Here is a 20,927-nt window from a genome sequence, read left to right on the forward strand (position 1 = left end):
GGAGAATGCTTTTTTGCGTATCTACAAATCCTCCGTCATCGATTATTTCCCCAGTAAATCAATGCCAGTGCGCCGGGACCGGTGTGTGCTCCGATGATAGGGCCAATATAAGCAATACAAATCTCAGAATCCGGGAATTGTTCCAACAACCTTTCTTTCAGCATATCTGCTGCTTCAGGGTCATCGGCATGACCTATCAGAATCGATTTACCAAGTTCAGGTTTCCAGCCCTGTTCCATTCGGGCAATCTGAGTGGTAACAGCCTTTTTTCTTCCACGAGGTTTTTCCACTGCTTGCAGCTTTCCTTCGCTGTCCACATGAAGCAACGGTTTGATCTGCAAAGCCGTTCCCATTGCGGCTGCGGCACCTGAAACCCGCCCGCCATGTTTCAAATGGGTAAAGGTATCAACCGTAAACCAATGACATACCTCTAATCGGTGTTCCATGACCCAAGAAGCCAATTCATCAATAGACAGTCCTTCCCTCTGCTTTTTCGCAGCTTCTCTGACTAAAAACCCTTCACCCACTGCGGCAGCAAGCGTATCAATGCAGATGATTCTTCTTTCCGGATATTCCTGCTGTAGTTCTTCAACCGCTAAAAACGCAGACTGATATGTACCTGACAGACCAGAGGAAAAACAGAGATACAGAATATCGGTTCCCTGTCGCAGACAGGGTTCAAAATGCTTAAAATAAATCGTTGGGTTGATTTGTGAGGTCGTTGCAAAATTCCCAGCTCTTTGCAAGCGGTAGAACTCCTTGGCTGTGATTCCTTCCGGGGAACCATATGAGTATTCTGTTCCGCCGATCTCAACATTCATAGGAATCATTTCAACAGATGGCAGACCTGCGGTTAACTCCGGTGCGAGATCTGAGGTGGCATCTGTGAAAATTTGATAGCCGTCCATCACTTCTTACACCCACTACAGCCCTGACAAGCAGCCCACAGCTCATCGGCCTTCGGCTTCCAGGTTTCTGCATAAAGTGTAGTCTTATCACACAGATGGTCAACACTTTCCGGGGACTGATACTCGGTAGAATGGGCACCGGATTTCTTTACCATGCTACGCAGACATTCAGGATTTTCCAGCATAGGACACGGCTGGAACATATTATCATTAAAGGGCTGACCGTCGTGATAGGCCATAAACAGCGGAGACTGATATGCTTCCAGCAGGGTCTTTTCACGGATGTTGGAGTCAGAGTAATGGATAAAAGCGCAAGGCTCAATGTCACCATTGGCATTGATATGCAGATAGTTGCGGCCACCAGCAATACAGCCGTTTACAAATTTCGCATCATTCTGAAAGTCAATTGTGAAAATAGGCTTTGTGCTACGGTATTCGCAGATGCGGTTATACATCTTTTCACGCTGGTCAGGAGACGGGAGCAGCTCCACAGCGGAATCGTTGCCCACAGGCATATAGTGGAAGAACCATGCGAACTTCGCACCGCACTCCACCAGATGATCGAAGAACTCATCCGAGCTGATGGAGTCGATGTTCTTGCTGGTATAGCACCCAGATACGCCGAAAGGCAGCTTCTTTTCTTTCAGAATCTTCATCGCCCGCATAGTAGCCTGATAAGTACCCTTGCCACGGCGGAAATCAGTAGCTTCCTCGAAGCCTTCAATGCTGATGGCCGGGTAGAAGTTCTTCACCCGCAGCATCTCATCGGCAAACTTCTCATCGATAAGGGTACCGTTGGTAAAGGCAGAGAATACGCAGTCAGGATGCGCTTCACACAGGCGGAGCAGATCGTTCTTGCGTACCATAGGTTCACCGCCGGTGTAGAGGAACATATAGGTTCCCAGTTCATTGGCCTGATTGATGATGTCATCCAGTTCCTCATAGCTCAGATTCAGCTTATTACCGTATTCTGCCGCCCAACAGCCGGTGCAATGAAGGTTGCAGGCGGAAGTGGGGTCCATCAGGATTGCCCAGGGGATATTGCAGCCGTACTTTTCACGATTAGCCACCTGCTTGCGGCTGCCTAAGAGAGATGCATTGACAATAAAATTGCGGAAGAACACTTTGCGGACTTCAGAATCAATGTCCGTCCAAAGGCTGTTGATCAGGCGCATCCAGTTGCTGTCAGGCTGCTCCATCACCTTACGGATTTGCTGGCGCTGTGTGAGATAGAGGTTATCCTTATCGAACTTATCCGCCCAATCTAACAACTTGGGGAATGCTTCCTGCGGATTGCTGTCAACATATTTCAGCACTTGATTGACGGCGAAAGCCTGTGCGCTGTCTTTAATAGAATTACTCATGGTTTTGTCTCCTTTTCTATCTTAAAAGCAAAAAGAGCCGATAATCCGCAGCACAAGGCTAACGGGTTATCGGCTCTGCGTCTATGCGTCTGGCTCTGTGATAACTGTGGTATTGAATTGTTTTACGCTGATTATTATTTCCCGTTTGCACTTCGGACAGTATAGCGGAAAATTTTCAAGTACTGTATTATCACAGATTTTAATTCTCGTTTTTTTGTTGCAGTTGGGGCATAATAGCCATTCGTTTTTTTTCATTCTTTGTTTTTCATCAGATAATAGAATATCTATGGACAATTACATTTACAACTCACGCAGTTTCCACCGCCTTGTAGAAACCATTACACATGCGCCCACAATGAGTACTGTTAAGACGATGTAGGAAAGATAGACGCCATTTAGTGCTACTTCATACACATCATAGTACCGCAGAGGGGTCAGATAATCCAAGAAACGATTCCCTGTGTACTCGGCAGTAAAGGCCAACACATAGGCGGCCAATACGAAAACCGTACCGGCGCGTACCGCGGCCTTATAAGATTTGAAAAGGCTGGCAAACAGCAGACCCAAGGCAAAAAAGAGAAGCTGGGTAAAGAACATTCCCATCGTTGTGGAAAGCACCGCTCCCGGCTGATCCAGACCGCCCAAAGGAAGAACGATCGTGAAATAATTGCACACGCCGCTGAACAGGGCGAACACCAGCAGGTTCACTGCTGAAACGATCACCTTCGCCAGAACAATGGTTTTCCGCTCCACAGGCTTTGTGAACAGGTATTCGGATGTTCCAAATTTCTTTTCCCTCGCCACACAGGACAGGCCCAGAGAGATTGCATAGGCAAAGGCCAACAGCCCCTCCCAAAAATAGATACACGCGTACCAACCAAGGGCAGTCGTGAGATCCCCTTTCACACCGAACATGATCATGATCAAGCGAGGAAATTGGCCGACTGTCCGGGCCATCTCATCCAGACTGTCCTTCAAGGATAAAAGTTCAAAATAGCAGAATCCGCACAGCAGTAACATGATCCCCAGCCAGATCAGCAGGGTCTTTCTGGTTTGGCGGAATTCGTTTTTCACCAATGTTTTCATCTTTGCACCCCCTCATGAGCGGAACTGGATGTCTTTTTTCAAAAAGACACGATAAGACAGCACCAAAAACAGGGCAAACAGCAGTACACACCATCCCAAGTAATCCAACTCATAAAAGCCAGATTTGGAAATCTCAGCCGCACTAAAGAACGAGTACGGGGACAGAAAACTAATGGCACGGTTGCTGACAATGTTGGAGAAGCTGGTGACGCAGTACTCGACAAAGACAATTAACCCGGCAGTCAAAAGTGGGCTTCGATTGCGTGAAAATAGAATTCCAACCAAAAGCCCCATAGCTGCAAGGAACAGCGTGACCAGCATGAGGGAAAGAGCAATCAGAAAGAACTCTCCCCAGTCAATGCCGGAGCGGAACAGGGCCAGCGCCAAAAAAGAGGCGAGAAGATATACCATGCTCACGACCACTACGCCGAAAAAAACCGTGAACGCCTTTGCCCAGTAAATCGTTTTTCGGGTATGGGGTTTTGTAAACAGATATTCAGAGGTTCGCTCCGAGCACTCCTTGGTGTGAATGGCGATACCGAAGTGCATCCCGAAAATACCGGACGCAATCATAAAAAAGCTGGTAAGAAACGCATAAATGCCCAACGGTGAGGTCAGATATTCCATGGACACACCAACGCCTTTGTAAAAATCACTCGTACCCAGCGTTTCATAGAGGTCTCCGGTGGAAACATCCATAAAGCTGTAATAGGTAGGCGTCATCACAAAAACACACAGAGCCAAGGCGATGGCCCAACCCAAAATATATTTGCGGTGCCTTTTCAGTTCATATTTCAAAATGACCATGCCCGACACCTCCTTACGCATAGTAGTGCATGAAGATTTCCTCCAAAGAGGGCTCTTCCAAAAGCACATCGTCCAAATGCAGCAGGTGAAGCTTGTCAATAATCGCCGTGATATTTCCGTTATACATAAAGGAAACAGAGGTCTTATCCGCAGTCTCCGCATAGTTCGCAATGCCGGACAAATCAAAGAAATCGCGAGGGATAGCCTCCTTTGCGCTCAGAGAGACTTTCTTATAGCCGCTCTCACGCAGTTCTTTGATGGACTGTATGCCAATAAGCTGTCCCTCTTTCAGAATGGCCACCCGGTCACACAGTTTCTGCACCTCACTCAGCACATGGGAGGAAAAAAACACGGTAGCGCCCCGGCTGTTTTCCTCCTTCAGAATATCATAGAAAGCCTGCTGGATCAGTGGGTCTAATCCGCTGGTGGGCTCGTCCATAATAATCAGTTTGGGCGAAGTCATAATGGCAGACACGATACCCACCTTTTTCTTGTTGCCCAGAGAAAGGTCTGCAATCTTGCGGGACAAATCCAGATTGAGCCTGTCGGCAAGCTCCTTCATCTTTGTCTTGCAGTCCATGCCGTACAGATCGGCGGTGTACTGCAAAAGTTCACGGACTTTCATGTTTTCGTAATAGCTGTTCTCGCTGGGCAGATAGCCCACATCCCTGGCGATGACGCTGGCCTTGGAGTGACAGTCCAAATCGAAGATAGATGCGCTGCCTCCGGTGGGACGGATCAGCCCCATTAGGGTGCGGATCGTGGTGGACTTACCCGCACCGTTGGGGCCGATAAAGCCGAAAAACTCTCCCTGGTTGACAGAGAAACTGAGGTTATTGATTCCTCGATGCTTCCCATAGTGCTTGGTCAATTCATTCAAGACAATCGCTTGTTCACTCATTTCAAATACTCCTCCTTATAAAAATTTTTCCGCAGAATTGCGATGTTCTTCTCAAAATCCTCCATGACAGCCTGAAAATCGAAAGCCGCCGCCCCCCGGTACCCGGCCGCATAGCCCTCGGCCATCAGAAGCAGCATCTGAAAGACCGGCTGGGCATCCTCTGGGTCTTTGAATTTCAAAGCATCCTCTTCCCGCAGAACAAGATCGTTTCGGAATCTGCCGGTCTCCTCCGTCAGGATCGCCAGCGTATCCGTCACCTCGGGAGAATTTTCCTCCCAGGCACTGGTAATAAACTGCAAGATAAAAGGCTGATTTTGGAGCCCCTCCATTTTCATGCGGCTGGATGCCAGAATCCTGTCGAACAAATCTGTTTCGGAATCGAGGGCTTCCTTATCAAATAGTCCCTCTATGATTTTCTTGCAGTATTCCAGCAGGTAAATGTAGAGCTGCTTTTTACTGCCGAAATACTGAAACACAGACGCTTTGGAAATGTGTGCGGCTACCGCAATATCATTGATTGAGGCTTTTTCATAACCAAACTTGCCGAAGCACTGGAACGCCGCATTGAGAATGGTCAATCTCTTTTCTTCGGTCAGGGCCAAAAATTTGTTCAATTCATTTCCTCCTTTTTACACAATAACCGTTTCGGTTATTTAGAGTATAGCACCAATAACCGAAACGGTCAAGTATTTTGGAGTATGATTCAAAAGTTTTCTTTTTATACTGTTAGACCAACGAAGATTAGTCTCGAAAGTACCGGTGTGTTCAAGTCAGCAGTTGCACGAAAATGTAATTCGTTCAAATACTACTACCTGAAATATAAAATTACATTGGGTGATGTCTATGAAATTTGAACGCGATGAGCGCAAATTTGATTTCCACGATATAGGGTGCGAGATAAAGCGCAAAAGAGAAACCAGCGGGATGACACAGGATCAACTGGCCCTTATCATTGACCGTGATCCCCGCACCATCATATATAACGAAAACGACGGTCAGCATCCGAGCTTGAACACTTTTTATCAGATGGTGACAATGTTCGATATATCGGTGGATCAGTTCTTTTATCCAGACATGAGCGCAGATGACGCTTGCAAAAAGCGCATCAATACACTTGCTGCATTAACACTTGACCGATTCGGTTATTGGTGCTATACTCTGAATAACCGAAACGGTTATTGTGTAAGAAGAAGGAAATGAATTGAACAAATTTTTGGCCCTGACCGAAGAAAAGAGATTGACCATTCTCAATGCGGCGTTCCAGTGCTTCGGCAAGTTTGGTTATGAAAAAGCCTCAATGTCGATTCTGTTATATTACGCATATCGCAGAAAATTAAGTAAGAAAACTGCCAATGACAAAGAGTAAGTTATACCCACGTTATGAAAGGACGTGCTATGAAGGATTCATTGAAAAAAGGATTGATAATAGGTGCTGCCGGTAGTGCGATTTGTGTGCTTTGGCATCATCTTCTAACCAAAAAGATGATGCAGCTCGCCATGGATCGGGTTGCGCCGCAGGACAGAAGCAACGGAAAAATGCGTGTGTCCGGTTCACCTGAAATGATAGAAACCACTGAAATTGTAAAAAAGGCAGCTGGTCAGCTCGAAAAAAGCGGCTGTGACGTGGTGGAAATCACTGCTCACGACGGAATTTCATTGATTGGGCATTGGTGTCCCTGCGAAGAACCGAAAAGAACTATAGTTGCCATGCACGGGTGGCGTTCCTCCTGGTCACATGATTTTGGTCTAATCGCAGATTTCTGGCGCAATAATCATTGTTCTGTACTCTACGCAGAGCAGCGGGGACAAAATAATAGCGGCGGCGACCATATGAGTTTAGGTTTGCTGGAACGCTACGATTGCCTGGCATGGACAAATTGGATAAACGAGAAAACAGGAAAAAGCATTCCCATCTATCTTGCCGGGGTATCCATGGGTGCAACCTCTGTGCTAATGGCGTCCGAACTGGAACTGCCGGATAATGTATTTGGAATCGCAGCGGACAGTGCATTTACTTCGCTCCATGCAATTTGGAAACATGTCTCCGAAAGCAATCTGCATATTCCTTATGCTCTGCATAAAACAGGTGCCGATAGGATGTGCAAAAAGCGCATCCAAATGGATGCTGATGCTGCCTCAACTACAGAAGCGTTGAAGCACTGCCAAATTCCTGTTCTTTTTGTCCACGGAACAGATGACCACTTTGTTCCAGTTGAAATGACATACGAAAACTATAAAGCCTGTACATCAGAAAAGCGTCTGCTGATTGTTCCGGGCGCTGACCACTGTATGAGCTATCTCGTAGGAAAAAGCACCTACGAGCGCATTGCAAAAGAGTTTTGGGAATTTTGCGAACAGCGGAAAAAGAATCCGTAGATTTGAGTTTGAAGGGGGGGAATCATTATGCGCCAGCGTTGGCTCCGTGTCTTATTCCGTAGAAGGATGTTGACGATACTCCTGCTACTTTTACAGGTATATTTTCTTATATGCCTTGTACTTGGGGGAAGTCAGCTTTCCCGAAATTTCAGTCGCCTACTGACAATCGTCAGTATCATTGCGGTGCTTTATATCGTTTCCCAGAAAGACAAAGGCGCCTACAAAACTGCATGGGCGATCCTGATCCTAACCTTCCCGTTGTTTGGTGGACTGATGTATCTTTTGTCTAATGCACAATCCTCGAAATGGCGCTTTGCAAAAAGTGTCCTCCATACACAACAAAAGGCAAAACCACTCTATGCACTCCCCGGCATTTGCTATGAAAGCGCAACAAAACAACTGCCTGAATATTACCCTCAAATTCATTACTTGCAGGAATACACGGGGTTTCCAATATATGCAGATACAGAAACACATTACCTTACACCGGGTGAACGAAAGCTGGAAACACTTTTGGCGGAACTTGAAAAAGCCGAGAAGTACATATTTCTGGAATATTTCATCGTGCAGGAAGGCGTTATGTGGAACAGCATCTTGGAAGTTTTGAAGCGAAAAACCACGCAAGGCGTAACTGTGCGACTGATTTATGACGATATGGGTTGCTTTCTCACTCTTCCGAAAGACTACGCAAAGCAGCTAAAAAAACACGGTATCCAGTGCGCCGTATTCAATCCCTTCCGACCTGTTCTGACCGTAAAGCAAAATAACAGAGATCACCGAAAAATAGCGGTCATTGATGGAAAGGTGGCTTTTACCGGAGGTATCAATCTGGCAGATGAATACATCAACGCCATTGAGAAACACGGACACTGGAAAGATGCAGCGATCATGCTGAAAGGCAAAGCCGCATGGAGTTTCACACTAATTTTTTTACAGACGTGGGAAATTTGTACCCATACAGACGAGGACTACGAAATCTTCTACCCATGGAAAGAACAAGAGTGCCCTGTTACTGCAAAGGGGTTTGTTCAGCCATACGCTGACAGTCCAATGGATGAAGAAAATGTGGGCGAACACGTTTACCTGCATATCTTAAACAATGCAAAGAAGTACGTGTATATCAACACCCCATATCTGATTGTCGATGATAGTATGCTTTCCGCTTTGCGTCTTGCGGCAAAAAGTGGTGTAGATATACGCATCATCACACCCCACCGCTGGGATAAATGGTGGGTACACATGACCACACGCTCGTATTACCGAGAGCTGATAAAATCAGGCGTTAAAATCTACGAATATACCAATGGTTTCATCCACTCCAAAACCTTTGTGTCCGATGACCGTACTGCAACAGTCGGGACAACAAATTTGGATTTTCGCAGCTTATATCTGCACTATGAATGTGGTGCTCTGCTCTATGAGGCCAAAGCTGTTATGGAAGTCAAGGAGGATTTTCTGCAAACGCTGGAGATATGCCAACAGGTGACAGAAAAGGATTGCAAAACAAATATCGTAGTGCATCTGCTCCAGGATATACTGCGGCTATTTGCACCACTAATGTAAGGAGGGTCTTGAATGTTTGAAGATATTGAAACACACAAAAAATTATCAAAGTGGATTATCGGAACGTTTACAGCCTGCATTTTGATTTATCTTGGCATCCGACATATTAGTCATGTAGCTGATGCCGTGATGTGGTTGAAAGACCTGCTGAACCCACTTTTAATTGGATTGATTTTGGCGTTGTTTCTGAATGTTCCGTTGGGGGTTATTGAAAGACATCTGTTCCCCAAACATCCGACATCTAGGAAAACGAAAATGCGCCGCCCGCTTGCGATCCTGCTTTCATTTATTTTGGTGATAGGGGTCTTTGTCGGTGTTGCTTTTCTTGTTATTCCCGAATTGATCGATGCAGTATCTATTGTCATATCATCCTTGACGAATGGTCTGGATCAACTGGTGGCATTTGAAAGCACGGCTGACTATTCTAAAATCCCATTCGGAGAACAGCTGTCCCAAATTGATATTGATTTTCTTGAACTGAAAGACAATTTGAATGAATGGTTGAATCAATTGGGAACCACCATTATGGACACTGCTGCTTCCGCATTTGGAAGCGTGGTTGCGACGGCAGTCGATTTTGCGATTGGTCTTGTGTTCTCAATTTATATTTTGGCCAATAAGGAGAAATTAAAAAGTCAGATCACCCGAATTGTCCGTGTATGGATTCCAGCATGTTTTGCCGAGCGGGGCATTCATGTGGCAGCTGTCTGTGAAAAAAACTTCAAGCTTTTTGTAGCAGGGCAAACGACTGAGGCAATAATTTTAGGCAGCCTGTGTGCAATCGGTATGTTAATTCTGAGAATACCATATGCGCCGATGATCGGTGCGCTTGTTGGGGTAACAGCACTGATTCCCTATGTCGGTGCCTGGATTGCTACACTTGTGGGTGCATTTTTGATTCTGACAGTCAATCCTTTTAAGGCACTGGTATTCATTATTTTCCTGCTTACTTTGCAACAGATCGAAGGAAATGCAATCTATCCGAAAGTTGTGGGCGCAAAAATCAACCTTCCTGCCATGTGGGTTTTAGCGGCAATCACAATAGGTGGCAATCTGGCTGGACCAATCGGTATGTTGCTTGGCGTACCTGCCGCAGCAGCCACTTACGCTCTTTTGAAAGAAGCAACCGATAAGCGGGAAACGCATCTGAAAACACAAGAAAAAGAGCAGATGGGTAATTCACATAAACAGAATATATCCTAAAAAAATTATCTCAAGATAAAAACTCATAGTAGGGTGTAAGGACTCATGATATAAAAATATCAAGGGTCTTTGCGCCCTATTCGTTTTTTATATTACAAAATCGGCATTATCATACCTTTTAGCGGGCATAATAAGGTTATTCCTCAAAACAAATCGGCACGATACAATGTTATTGAGGTGAATGATTATGCCGATTGACGATTTAACCGCTTTGGGTCAAATAATGCGGGAGGCCCGAAAGAAAAAAGACCTGACACAGCAGGAGCTTTCAGATCTGAGCCATGTTTCTGTAAAACAAATTGCCAACATTGAAAAAGGGCAGATGAACCCTTCCTATTTGATTTTAAGAGCATTGGCCAAGGTTTTGAACATCTCTCTGGACTCTCTAATAAATCCGGATGTTTCTCCAGAAGATGAGGGAGCCAACCAGATGAAAATGCTTTATTCCAGTTGCCCGTCAGAAATGCGTGAAACCCTGCTGCACCATACACAGGAGACCATGCAGGAATTAACAGAACTATCTAAGAAAATTGAAGCGAATTGAGCCAGTGAGTGAAATTTGACGGTTTCCTCTCTGGCTCTTTTCATTTCTGCAAAGAAAGCGGCAAGCAATGCCCCTGGATAGCCATTCGGCTTCCGGCGCTGCTTGTTGAGGGTATTCCCCCAAGCCCCCATGAACGCAGAATTTCATTCTGCGGCTGCGCGTCCATTTGACGCTTTCGATCATGGCCAGCGTTGAGCTGGCCATGATCTTTTTCTATATATGCGGATTTGAAATCACACAAAATAGAAGCAGAATGCGACCTGAAAAACGAGGCCACATCTTGTAATTTATTGGCCGCAAAACTTTTAGTGTTCCGTGTTAGCGTTGACGCTTACCTTAACACCATTAGCATCAAAAATCTCTACTTCAACTCCATCTTCCGGTTGCAAAGGAGTGACTTCTCCGTTTGCCACAGCCTGCCTGAATTCATCAGGAATTTCAAGCGGGACCTTTGACATACTGGTAATCATATCGGAAAAAGAGACCTCCTCCTTGGCCTTGAGATCATATCCGTCGTTCGGATTGATGCTTTGAGCAAAGGGAATATCTGTTTGTGTTTCACCGGTGAGGAGTTCATCGCTGGAAGTGGCAGGTGCATCCTTACCAGCTACAATTCCATCAATCGTCTGGGGAGTATCGCTGTGCGCCTCGGCAGCAAATGCGGACAGTGCAAGACTGCTTGCACCTAACACGCAAACAAGCGCAGCAACAATCAGTTTTTTGGACTTATTTCCATTCAGCATAATGCAAATTCTCCTTTTCAGTTTTTCGCGCGAGGATATAAAAGAAATCCCCGGCGTAGAGTTCAATTTGTGTTGAAATTGAGAATACGAAATCAAAAGGTATCCATAGCTTTTGCGCCCATCATGGTCAAGATTCTGAACCACCTGAGCATCACAGGAGGTCTCGGCACAAAATTCAAAGTCCTTACAAAGCAGCCACACAATAGGGTTGGCCCAGTGAATCGTCTGTATTACGACGCCCAAAAGTTTCCACCACAAATCACGGCGCTTAAAATGCACCAGTTCATGCTTCAGGATCATTTGTACATCTGCTGGCGGAAGTCCATCAGCAGGTACTGCGATAATTGGCTTGAAAAAACCAATCAACACCGGACTTTGCACATGTGGCGATGCTCTAAGGATTGGCGTCTGTCGAATTCCATATTCGCTTGCACAGTGATTTGCAATTCGCTGTAGCTCACCACAAACGGGCTGTGTTTGCTTTTGGGATAGTCTCCTACGGAATCTTAACAATACAGCAATATACCATAATGCAAGAGCTGACACACCAACAGACCAAACAAGTAAAATCTTTTCCTGTGCCTGAACATCCAAGCAAAAACCGCTCGTTCTCGTGCTCTTGCTTTCAGTGATGGAAGTATTCTTTTGAACTACTTCGTCTTTTGGGATAACGCTACTAACGCCTTCCAAGTATCCGCTTGTTTGAAATGGCATATCTTTTATTGTAGAGGAGATCGGCAAAGCCTGATAAAATGGGATTAAGAACAACACCATGACAGCGATGCACCCAATATAGCGAAAACGTTCATTCACACCATTTTTTGCCCAAACGAGCAAGGCTTTGAAAAGCAGGTACACGCTGCTGGCAATTAAATTCAGAAAAAACAGAGTACTAAGCAAGTAATATACCATACAAATTCCTCCGTTATTACTGATTGTCCAACCATTCTTTCAAAGTTTCACGATCTTCCTCTGACATCTGAGAGCCACCGTATAGAGCCGCAAAGAAATTCTTGATCGAACCATCATAGAGCGCATCTAAAATTCCTTGTGCGCCATCTCGTGCATAATCTTTCTTTGATTTGATAGGCCGGTAATAATGAACTCTGCCTTCTCGATGAGAAGTGATAAGCCCCTTTTGCGTCAGCCGAGACAGAAATGTTGCAAGAGTTGATGGCTTCCACTCTTTGTTGTGGTGTTCTGCAAAATACGATGCAAGCTGCGCCGAAGACATAGGAACTTGTGATTTCCACAACACCTCCATGATTTCGTATTCGGTTTCTGATAGTTTTTGGGATCGATCCATAAACATTTCCTCCTTACCCAAAGTACGTCTACTTTGGATGAGTTAATTCTACTACAAGTTTGTAGAATAGTCAATACTTCTACGGACTTGTAGAAATAAATTTACAATTTTTTTGCCATGCCCAGGACAGTCTAGGGCATGGCTTTTTATTCTAAATGGAACTGCACAACAACATTGATTACATAGATGGCAATTACATTATATTCATTTCAAATTATAGCTCTTAAAACCAGTTTGTTTTTTCATTCCTAAATTCAGGCGCATTACCATTCTGATATGGATTGTAGTTATTAAGATTACATCCAAATTCCTTTAAGGTCTTAATTTTATTATCTTGTGTCCACTCAATTAAAGAAATCCCATCAAATTCTTCAATCTTCCCGTTGTCCATTTGGTTTTTGAAGTACCATACCACAACGGTCTGATTACCCTGATGAAAAAACTGTTTAATATCCCATGCAAGCACTTTCCCACGGGTATTCCATTCCTCAAACCAGTGCTTTACTGTTTCTCGATCAGAATATTGGGGACACCAACTTTCAGTATAAACTACATCCTCCGCAAAAATACTATCAATTCCTAAATCTTGTTGTGTAAGCCACATATTGAACCATAAGCGCACAATTTTTTCTCTTTCCGACATAAAACAAACGCCTCCCTGCCCTTTTACTTTTCCACCTGTTTTTACTATAAATTTTACCATAAGAATTTGAACAAATCTATGCCACAATTTGCACGGACATACTTTTAACCATGAACATAAACAGCGCCGGATGCAGAGGCATATAGCCCCGCGCCCGGCGCTTTGCTATGCTTAGATCACTCGTCCGTAAAATGGGACTGTCGTACAACACACTTTCCAACACTTATGGAGTTTTATCGGTTCATCTCTTTGCCTTTATCTTCCTGTCTATCTTCCGCCATCCCCATGAGCCGATCCACATTGGCCTTTGCCGCCAGCAGCTCCCGCATTTCCTCGCGGGAGCGCCGGTACTCGGCATAGGTCTTTTTCTTTTCCTCCAGCAGCCGAGCATATTCAGCTTGCAGTTCCTTAACTTTGGGAAGCTTCTTGACCCCCATATCATCAAAGGCATTTTTTGCCGCCTGATGGAGCAGAATTTCTTCCTCATGTTCCTCGCGGAATTTCTTTGAATAGCCAGCTTTTCGGTAGGCCACATAGGTGTCACGAGTCTTGGCATAGTTGATGATATGGGTCCGCAGGACGGCGATCTCCGCCATGCGGTTCTCCGCTGCCTTAATTTTTGCTGATAGCTCATTATGGTGAGCCGTGGCCGCCGCCGCCTTTTCCTCCAGCACAGCATACTCCAGTAGATTATGCTCTGTGAGATAATTCACGGTCTGTGCCATCTGTTTCAGATTAAAGACCTTGGCCCACTGCACATACCCGGCACCTTTTCCGGCCTGTAGCTTTGCCTGGATGTCAACCAACAGATTGACCTTCGGCGGATCTGCCTGCCTGACCGGTTTCTGACGGGGTGTATGTTCCTTTTGACCGGCGAGGACAGCCAGCAGATGCTCCAGGGTGTAGCCATCGCCCAGACTGTCCAGGCGGGACACTTTGCCCCAGCCGGGGAGCTTCAAACGGTAGGATTTGCCGCGCTTGGATACTTCACAGCCGGATTCCCGGAGCAGCTTCAGCAGCTCGTCCAGGTCAGCAGGCTTTTGTGCCAGGGCGTTGTCAATGGCAGCACGGAGCAATTCCCGATGGGAGGGCTTTGCCTGATCGCCCAGCCATTGGTCGTAACTTTTGCCGTGGGGCTTTGGGTTCTCAACAATGGACAGTCCGTTCTCAATGCAGATGGTGTCGCTCAATCGACGGACGGCTTTTGTGCTGCCCCAGAAATTGCGGAACTTCCGGTCACAGTCCAGGTTGACCGAACTCCAAATGATATGATTATGGACATGGGCCTTATCAATGTGGGTGCAAACGATAAAGGCGTGTTTGCCCTTGGTGAACCGCTTGGCAAACTCCACGCCCAGCCGGTTCGCTTCCTCCGGCGTGATCTCCCCAGGGCAGAAAGACTGGCGGACATGGTAGGCGATCACATCATCTGCGCCCCGAACCCGTCCGGTGGCGGCGATATACTGGCGCTTTGCCAGCATAAACTCGGCGTCAGCTACACGGCTATCACACTCATAGCCGGTGATAAGCCTGCCGTGGTCAGTCTTTTGCGGATTGGCCACATAGTCGATAATCTCGCTAATGGCACGGCTCTCGGTCCGGCCCTTGCCGATATGCAGCGGCATAATGCGTGTGGTTGCCATAAAGTTTCCCTCCCTTCAAAAAAAGGGCAGCCTTAGCTGCCCTTTTCTTCACGATATGAAATAATCTGCTTCTTTTTCTGCTTGGCGCACCGCAGCGTCGTGGCAGCTCCACCCCAATCATGGAGAACATACGCTACTACCACATCGCTGACTTCTACCATCCAGCGGTTTCTATGAGAAATTGCAAAGCGGCGTGGCACAGTTTCCAGCGGCGGATACACAGTGCCGTCATAGCCGGAAGTGTTCCTTCCAGTGTTAAGATAAGCTAAGACAAGAACCAACTCAATCTGTGGATACTTTTTCTTTTGTTCTCGCAAAATGGATGCTGCTAAACTATCAAACTCTCCATATCCTCCGAGAAAAAAAGTTGTTGCTCCTTGCTCAATTAGACTTTGTGTTACTGTGCGAAGCCAACTCGCAATCTTATCTTCTTTTGTGATTTGCGAATGGCCACAAAATGTTACATTCATACGATGGCACCCCTATTACCATCATACCGCAAATATCTTCATTAGTACAGTTACAGGGACTAATTTTAGCAGAACTGCCCATATACTAAATATAGTACAGTTACAGGGGCGGTGTATTGAATGAAACTAAATGAGGCGGTGAGCAAACGTCTTTCTGAATTACTGGATGAAAGAAATATGACGCAGTATCAGCTGTATATGAAAAGCGGCGTTCCCAAGTCCACCATTGGCAATATCATCAACTGTTCTTACGATTCTGTAAAGCTGCGAATCATCCATGAGATGTGCCAGGGACTGGGAATTGGAATAGACACCTTTTTTGCTTCGCCACTTTTCAAGGAAGATAATCTGGAACCATAAGACCTCCGACGAGCTTCGCCGGAGGTCTTATTATCTGAATTTCGGCGGTCAATTCCTCGCGGGTTTTCTCTCTCGGTTTCGTCATAGCTGGTCGCTCCTTTCTGTTTATAGGCAAAAGAAAAGGGCAGCCATTTCGATGATTGAAAATAGCTGCCCTCCAATGGGTGATGTTACAATTTTAGATTATTTATTATAAGCATCTGTTAATTTTTCCTGCATTTCTGGTAAGGTATAAATTCCTCCGACTTCAATTTCTAACAGGTCAGGACGGGTAGGATAAGTGACAAACAAATCTTCTTCCAAGCGTTGCACCCAAACGATCACCGTCCTTAATCGAGTTGAATAAGTGACAATGTAATCAATATAGTCTATTTCAGAAATATCGTCCTCGATCATTGGATAAGTCAAACCGAAAAATCCACAAGGAACTGTTGCGTTGGCTGGCGGTGTAGCATCGTGATCTTTAGAGATGGCACCATCTTCCTCTGTATAGGCTGTATATGCCCCGCTCTCTCCATTGCTGGTGTCTTGAACAATATAAAGCACATCATTTGTTAGAGCTTGGCTATAATCAGTCATATCAGTTGCTAAAAACCAATCATTAGTCCTTAACAAATATGCTTTTATTGTGTTATCGCCTAACTGCGCCAAAATATCGGAAGGGATTTCTGACGAAAAATCCTCCCGATGTTCCGTAAACAATGTTGCGTCACCATTTCCGAAGCCACCACCGCCGAGATTAAACTTGTATGCAAAGTAAGTTCCAATACAAATTACAAAGCAAAAGCAAGCAGCTATAGTTCCCCACTTAATCCAAACGGGTCTTTTAGATTTCTTTTTATAATTGAGAGCTTCATCAACATACTTCGTATCAAGCTCGCTCATAGCGTCAGAGAATTTCTTTGCATTCATACGAACACCTCTCTTTCTATCAAGTATTGTTTCATCTTCTCGCGGATACGGGTCAGCCGGACGGAAATATTTTTCTCCGAAAGACCTACAAACTCGGCTATGTCTTTGTAGCTGTCGGCAAACCAATAGCGGCGCATGAAAATGACGCGGTTTTCGAGGGTCAACGTGTCCAAAAATTCTCCAATGATACGGGCTAACTCTCTGGCTTCGATTTCATCTTCCACGGTTTTCTGATCAGCGATATAGCCCTCGATTTCCTCTAAGGCAATTTTATAGTGTCCGCTTCGTTTGGCGGCTGCTTTTCTCCAATAGATTTTGAGGGAAATGTTCCGAACGATTTTCACAATGTAGCTGAGCAGTGGGTTAGGGTGTACCGGGGGAATGGCGTTCCACGCGCTTAAGTATGCGTCATTGATACATTCCTCTGCGTCCTGTCGGCTGTTCACAATGTTGTACGAAAGATTGTGACAGATTTTTCCGTATTTAATGTCCAGCTCCCGTATGCCCTGTTGGTCACGCTCGAAAAACAGGTCTATTATTTTTTCATCATCTATCATTTCACCGCCCCCTTTCCGGCTTCACCTATATACTACGGTTTTAGCGGCAAATACTACATCAAATCCAAAACTTTTTCCCAAAAATTATACCATACTTTGCGTGAGATTGCTCACAACAGCTTTTGCTGCTTGGCTGGTGGCTCTCCGATGCTCCTCGCTGTATGGGGCGGTCAGACGGAAATATGAAGATACCCTCTCCATCAAGGGGAGAGGGTGTCTTTTTAGCCGTAAACCAAATCCTGTATTGCAAACTTCAAATCCTGCACCTTGCCCAGCAGCCAAAAGGCCAGCTTCGGCAGCCCAAAGGGGCTTATGAGAAACGCGATCACGAGCAGGATAAGGCCGTTCTGCGGGGAGTATGTCACCAGGACGGCCACGCCCAGCAGGGCGATTACCGTACTGAGCAGCCCCAGCACCAAGCCGGACACATAGACCAGCCCCACGCAAATCCAGATGGCCAGGGTGAGCAGCAGGATCACCGGCGCAATCACAATCTTCAAAATCAGCTTCAATGCGGTCATTTCATGGCCTCCTCTCGACGATCCAAATACTTCTGGCACAGACAGCGGACCTGTTCCTCGTCGGCCTCGTTTTCTTCCCGGCGTCCCTTTGTCAGCTGAATGGAGGCAAAGGATTCGTACTCGACCAGCAGATGGTCAAACAGTTCCTCCGGGGTCCGGCACACATCGCCTTCGCAATAGGGCGGGTCCGGGGGTGAGCCGTTGAAAGACACACAGACATATCCGTACCGGCTCTTGTAGACTTCCAGCTCCATATCCTGCGCCAGATAGTCCTCGAAAATCTCTAAAACCTTTTCAAAGGTCAACATCGGTATCTCAACTCCTTTGTGAGATGTGAGAACACTTTGCTATCTGCCTTTATTATCCGGCAAGCACTAGAAAAAGGCAAGGATGCGGACAAAAAGAAAAAGAGGAGGAAGGCGCGGCGAAAAGAACGCCGTTCCTCCCTCCGCAGTTGGGTCATATATCCCTGTTACGAAAGCCTGGAAAGCTGGGTCAGGATTGCTTTCACGCCCCCCCATAGCTGCTCCTGTCGCTGGGCTATATCCTCCAGGTCAGCGTCATAAACACGCCCGGTCTCATGCACCCGGCGGGTGAGCTGGTTCAGGTTGTTGCTGCTCCGGCGCAGCAGAGACACTAGCTCCTTCAGCTCCGGCAAGTCCAGCTGCACCACATAACCGTCCAGGGCCATCTTTCGCAGATAGGCTTCCCGGTTCTTCGTCCCAACTTGGGACATTTTCTGCTCAATCAGCGCCAGCTCCTCCGAGGTGACCCGGAAATTCACCTGGACATCCCGCTTACGGTTCGGGGCGCTCACCGTTCCGGCTCCTGTTTCTTCGGCAAAGCAGGCTTGTGGGCGGGCGGCTCCTGTTTGAGCTTTTGCAGGACAGAGCTTTTCTCCGGTTCCTGAAGTGTTTTTCGTACCTGCCGTGTAAACAGATCGGTCAGTCCAGGATTGACCCCATCCACAACCAGATAAGCACAGTGGCGCGAAATGCCGCTGTCCTCCGGCATGGGAATGGTCTTTGACCAGGCTTTGTTGTCACGGGAAACACGGCCATCGCTGTCCTTGTGCTGGATGGTGTTGGCAAGTATGAACTGTACTCGTTCCGACCCGAACTTTTCCAGCACCGCCTTAACCGCAGACTCCGTATCCAGCCGGTTATCCGCATAGTGGGCGCTGATGGTGTGTTCAATGGCCTCTTTACAGTCGAGGTTTACCTGATAAGAGCGGTTATATTGTGCCATCTCCCCATGCTGGGACGCATAGGTGGCAGAATGGAGATAGAGAGGGACGGACCGCTGTTCGTCCAAAACCTTGCACACATCATCCGCCCGGTTCTCAATGCTGTCCCGGATCACATCCATGTAGCCGGTCTCCAGCTTCTCAAAGTGACGGTACACATCTGCCAGCGGCGTGGGCGAATCCAGCAACGCCTGGGCCTGGGCGTCGGTCAGCTCCAGTTCCTCCATCGCCATCATGATGTCCTCCCGGACGGTGTACTCATAGGCATGGTTCAGGACTTCTGCCGGGGGCTGACTTTTCAGCCAGTCCCGGTATTTGTCCTGCTCAGCAGCCATCTTCTCATAGAGGGCCGTATTCAGATCGTTGGTATTCATGTTATCGCACCTCCTTTTCGTTATATGAGAGAGAAGCAGGGGCGGTTTGGTTCGCCCGGTCTATCTGTTCTTGGGTGTAGTACATGGTTGATACCTCGCTTTCTGTGGTTGAATTATTCATAATTCTTGAGTATAATGAAATTGACAAAATCAGTATTGGAGAGGGGAAGAAAAGTGAAAAAACTTATTTTAGGTATAGCAGTTATGGCAATCGGTGCTATCAGCACAATTTCTATTATTGTTGCGACAGTATTATCTCCGTTAAATCCGTACTCTTACAATGGTATTGGCGGATGGTATGGTTGCCTTTTAGGAATGGATTTGGTTATGCCATTTACCATTTCTATCATTGTTGCGATTATCGGATTGGCGATTGCAGTATGGGGAGTATTTGATAAGAATAATTAGAGCTATTACCTCCCCTCTGATTGAAAAGTACAAAGGACGGGCAAGTCAAACGGCTTGCTCGTCCTTTTTGTTTATCGCACCTCCTCATGCTGTTTTGGTTTCTTTTCTGCCCATTCTTGTGGGTAGTACATTGTGGACGCCTCGCTTACGGTGATTGAATTGTTTATAGATTTCAAGTACAATTATACTGACAAGAGAAAATATAAAAGAAATCAAACAGTTTGATTTGAAAGGAGAATAATTATGAAACAATATAAAGTTGTTGAAGTTAAAGTAAGTGAGGCAGAAGCAAAAATGAATGATATGGCAAAGGAAGGTTGGGAAGTTGTTAGCACCAGCATCTTTCTTGGTGCTACAGCCTTTACCAAAGCAGGCACTACTATGTTTATCACTTTTTCTAAAGAAGTGTAACCTGTGTAATCTTAATGAAATTGACTACTATCAACACACATGGCTAACAGGGCTAAAGTAAAAGGTGGTGAAAACTCTTTGAGCGTATGCACATTCATTGCTTCTGATTTTCCTTTAATGGAAGCCGCACCAAATCATGATTATCCCAATGAAATAGACATTGATAATAGCACAATATATGATGGCGGCGCAGATGATAACTATTTTCTGCATTTCTTTATGGATGTTCAGAACTATACCCAGAAAGTAAATGGTGTCTATCTGGAGTGGAACTATACAGAGGGCAGGGCAGAACAGATTATTGAGTATATAAAAAACGCCTTAAAAAATACGCCATCCATTGAACTTTGGCATGTGTGGTTAATGGACTATTATGAATTTGAGGACAGACCTGTGATTCATAGGCAAACAATTTCCATTGATGAAATTACCCCAAGACATATTAAGGTAATTGATGATGCAGAGATTTGGAATACTCCCGACAAAATGTATCCGAATAGGCCGTCATTCTATTGTTTAGAAATAAAACGATAATGACAGCTTTTCTTTTATCGAGCAACACAAAGGACGGACAAGCCAGA

28 protein-coding genes are annotated in these 20,927 nt (G+C 45.9%); 10 read left to right on the forward strand and 18 right to left on the reverse strand.

Annotated features, from left to right (window positions below; all coding sequences use genetic code 11):
* Positions 1-35: 35 nt before the first annotated feature.
* From B5D52_RS09850 to B5D52_RS09880, 7 genes are all read right to left on the reverse strand, one after another.
* The gene (locus tag B5D52_RS09850) at positions 36-908 is read right to left on the reverse strand and encodes a DegV family protein (protein WP_002587448.1); all 873 of its coding nucleotides are present in this window, start codon (positions 906-908) and stop codon (positions 36-38) included.
* Positions 908-2,272, reverse strand: a complete 1,365-nt coding sequence (locus B5D52_RS09855) for a radical SAM/SPASM domain-containing protein (RefSeq protein WP_002587447.1) — start codon at positions 2,270-2,272, stop codon at positions 908-910. The genes B5D52_RS09850 and B5D52_RS09855 overlap by 1 nt, the downstream gene beginning before the upstream one ends.
* 81 nt (positions 2,273-2,353) lie before the next feature.
* Positions 2,354-2,527, reverse strand: coding sequence for a cysteine-rich KTR domain-containing protein (locus B5D52_RS09860; protein ID WP_073993866.1), 174 nt, complete (start codon positions 2,525-2,527; stop codon positions 2,354-2,356).
* A gap of 45 nt (positions 2,528-2,572) precedes the next feature.
* The gene (locus tag B5D52_RS09865) at positions 2,573-3,358 is read right to left on the reverse strand and encodes an ABC transporter permease subunit (RefSeq protein ID WP_002587446.1); all 786 of its coding nucleotides are present in this window, start codon (positions 3,356-3,358) and stop codon (positions 2,573-2,575) included.
* 12 nt (positions 3,359-3,370) lie between these two features.
* A complete protein-coding gene (locus tag B5D52_RS09870) occupies positions 3,371-4,165 on the reverse strand; it encodes an ABC transporter permease subunit (RefSeq protein ID WP_002587445.1) in 795 nt (264 codons plus the stop codon).
* Between the two features lie 13 nt (positions 4,166-4,178).
* A complete protein-coding gene (locus B5D52_RS09875; protein ID WP_002587444.1) occupies positions 4,179-5,066 on the reverse strand; it encodes an ABC transporter ATP-binding protein in 888 nt (295 codons plus the stop codon).
* On the reverse strand, positions 5,063-5,680 hold the full coding sequence (locus tag B5D52_RS09880; RefSeq protein WP_016147207.1) for a TetR/AcrR family transcriptional regulator: 618 nt from the start codon (positions 5,678-5,680) through the stop codon (positions 5,063-5,065). The genes B5D52_RS09875 and B5D52_RS09880 overlap by 4 nt, the downstream gene beginning before the upstream one ends.
* Positions 5,681-5,909: 229 nt before the next feature.
* Here B5D52_RS09880 and B5D52_RS09890 point away from each other — a divergent pair, with 229 nt between their 5' ends.
* The 6 genes from B5D52_RS09890 (at position 5,910) to B5D52_RS09910 (ending at position 10,752) form a co-directional block, all read left to right on the forward strand.
* Entirely contained in the window at positions 5,910-6,266 is a 357-nt protein-coding gene (locus B5D52_RS09890; protein ID WP_002587442.1) for a helix-turn-helix transcriptional regulator, read from the forward strand.
* Positions 6,267-6,279: 13 nt separating this feature from the next.
* Positions 6,280-6,432: a hypothetical protein gene (locus B5D52_RS16370; protein WP_178139613.1), complete on the forward strand. Its 153-nt coding sequence runs from the start codon at positions 6,280-6,282 to the stop codon at positions 6,430-6,432.
* Between the two features lie 14 nt (positions 6,433-6,446).
* Complete coding sequence (locus B5D52_RS09895; protein ID WP_227604045.1) at positions 6,447-7,442, forward strand: alpha/beta hydrolase; 996 nt, start codon at positions 6,447-6,449, stop codon at positions 7,440-7,442.
* A gap of 27 nt (positions 7,443-7,469) precedes the next feature.
* Positions 7,470-9,005 (forward strand): cardiolipin synthase, encoded by a 1,536-nt coding sequence (gene cls / locus B5D52_RS09900; RefSeq protein WP_002587439.1) that lies wholly within the window; start codon positions 7,470-7,472, stop codon positions 9,003-9,005.
* A 12-nt stretch (positions 9,006-9,017) separates the two neighbouring features.
* Complete coding sequence (locus tag B5D52_RS09905) at positions 9,018-10,208, forward strand: AI-2E family transporter (protein WP_002587438.1); 1,191 nt, start codon at positions 9,018-9,020, stop codon at positions 10,206-10,208.
* Between the two features lie 187 nt (positions 10,209-10,395).
* Positions 10,396-10,752 (forward strand): helix-turn-helix domain-containing protein, encoded by a 357-nt coding sequence (locus B5D52_RS09910; protein WP_016147209.1) that lies wholly within the window; start codon positions 10,396-10,398, stop codon positions 10,750-10,752.
* Between the two features lie 305 nt (positions 10,753-11,057).
* On the opposite strand, the gene B5D52_RS09920 is transcribed toward B5D52_RS09910, so the two are convergent.
* From B5D52_RS09920 to B5D52_RS09940, 5 genes are all read right to left on the reverse strand, one after another.
* The gene (locus B5D52_RS09920; protein ID WP_016147210.1) at positions 11,058-12,407 is read right to left on the reverse strand and encodes a M56 family metallopeptidase; all 1,350 of its coding nucleotides are present in this window, start codon (positions 12,405-12,407) and stop codon (positions 11,058-11,060) included.
* Between the two features lie 16 nt (positions 12,408-12,423).
* Positions 12,424-12,801, reverse strand: coding sequence for a BlaI/MecI/CopY family transcriptional regulator (locus B5D52_RS09925; RefSeq protein WP_016147211.1), 378 nt, complete (start codon positions 12,799-12,801; stop codon positions 12,424-12,426).
* A gap of 223 nt (positions 12,802-13,024) precedes the next feature.
* Positions 13,025-13,444, reverse strand: a complete 420-nt coding sequence (locus B5D52_RS09930) for a nuclear transport factor 2 family protein (RefSeq protein WP_016147212.1) — start codon at positions 13,442-13,444, stop codon at positions 13,025-13,027.
* A 233-nt stretch (positions 13,445-13,677) separates the two neighbouring features.
* Positions 13,678-15,087, reverse strand: coding sequence for a relaxase/mobilization nuclease domain-containing protein (locus B5D52_RS09935; RefSeq protein ID WP_016147213.1), 1,410 nt, complete (start codon positions 15,085-15,087; stop codon positions 13,678-13,680).
* A 32-nt stretch (positions 15,088-15,119) separates the two neighbouring features.
* Positions 15,120-15,557, reverse strand: a complete 438-nt coding sequence (locus B5D52_RS09940) for a hypothetical protein (RefSeq protein WP_040332505.1) — start codon at positions 15,555-15,557, stop codon at positions 15,120-15,122.
* Positions 15,558-15,677: 120 nt separating this feature from the next.
* On the opposite strand from B5D52_RS09940, the gene B5D52_RS09945 reads away from it, so the two are divergent.
* Positions 15,678-15,917 carry a helix-turn-helix domain-containing protein gene (locus tag B5D52_RS09945; RefSeq protein WP_016147214.1) on the forward strand — a complete coding sequence of 80 codons (240 nt, stop codon included), beginning with the start codon at positions 15,678-15,680 and terminating at the stop codon, positions 15,915-15,917.
* A gap of 183 nt (positions 15,918-16,100) precedes the next feature.
* Here B5D52_RS09945 and B5D52_RS15940 read toward each other — a convergent pair whose 3' ends face one another.
* The 6 genes from B5D52_RS15940 to B5D52_RS09975 all read right to left on the reverse strand — a co-directional run bounded on the left by B5D52_RS15940 (position 16,101) and on the right by B5D52_RS09975 (position 19,527).
* On the reverse strand, positions 16,101-16,829 hold the full coding sequence (locus tag B5D52_RS15940; protein WP_016147215.1) for a hypothetical protein: 729 nt from the start codon (positions 16,827-16,829) through the stop codon (positions 16,101-16,103).
* A complete protein-coding gene (locus tag B5D52_RS09955; protein WP_016147216.1) occupies positions 16,826-17,386 on the reverse strand; it encodes an RNA polymerase sigma factor in 561 nt (186 codons plus the stop codon). Before B5D52_RS09955 ends, B5D52_RS15940 begins: the two co-directional genes overlap by 4 nt.
* Positions 17,387-17,607: 221 nt before the next feature.
* Positions 17,608-17,907 carry a CD1845 family protein gene (locus tag B5D52_RS09960; RefSeq protein WP_016147217.1) on the reverse strand — a complete coding sequence of 100 codons (300 nt, stop codon included), beginning with the start codon at positions 17,905-17,907 and terminating at the stop codon, positions 17,608-17,610.
* On the reverse strand, positions 17,904-18,215 hold the full coding sequence (locus B5D52_RS09965; RefSeq protein WP_016147218.1) for a hypothetical protein: 312 nt from the start codon (positions 18,213-18,215) through the stop codon (positions 17,904-17,906). Before B5D52_RS09965 ends, B5D52_RS09960 begins: the two co-directional genes overlap by 4 nt.
* Before the next feature lie 164 nt (positions 18,216-18,379).
* Positions 18,380-18,724: a plasmid mobilization protein gene (locus B5D52_RS09970; protein WP_016147219.1), complete on the reverse strand. Its 345-nt coding sequence runs from the start codon at positions 18,722-18,724 to the stop codon at positions 18,380-18,382.
* Entirely contained in the window at positions 18,721-19,527 is an 807-nt protein-coding gene (locus B5D52_RS09975; RefSeq protein ID WP_016147220.1) for a DUF3848 domain-containing protein, read from the reverse strand. The genes B5D52_RS09970 and B5D52_RS09975 overlap by 4 nt, the downstream gene beginning before the upstream one ends.
* Positions 19,528-19,701: 174 nt before the next feature.
* Here B5D52_RS09975 and B5D52_RS09980 point away from each other — a divergent pair, with 174 nt between their 5' ends.
* The 3 genes from B5D52_RS09980 (at position 19,702) to B5D52_RS09985 (ending at position 20,880) form a co-directional block, all read left to right on the forward strand.
* Positions 19,702-19,935 (forward strand): hypothetical protein, encoded by a 234-nt coding sequence (locus B5D52_RS09980; RefSeq protein ID WP_016147221.1) that lies wholly within the window; start codon positions 19,702-19,704, stop codon positions 19,933-19,935.
* Between the two features lie 243 nt (positions 19,936-20,178).
* Complete coding sequence (locus B5D52_RS16125) at positions 20,179-20,346, forward strand: DUF4177 domain-containing protein (protein ID WP_016147222.1); 168 nt, start codon at positions 20,179-20,181, stop codon at positions 20,344-20,346.
* A gap of 39 nt (positions 20,347-20,385) precedes the next feature.
* Positions 20,386-20,880: a hypothetical protein gene (locus B5D52_RS09985; protein ID WP_143149515.1), complete on the forward strand. Its 495-nt coding sequence runs from the start codon at positions 20,386-20,388 to the stop codon at positions 20,878-20,880.
* Positions 20,881-20,927: the final 47 nt, after the last annotated feature.

This window comes from Butyricicoccus pullicaecorum DSM 23266 (assembly GCF_900167005.1).
GTDB lineage: Bacteria > Bacillota > Clostridia > Oscillospirales > Butyricicoccaceae > Butyricicoccus > Butyricicoccus pullicaecorum.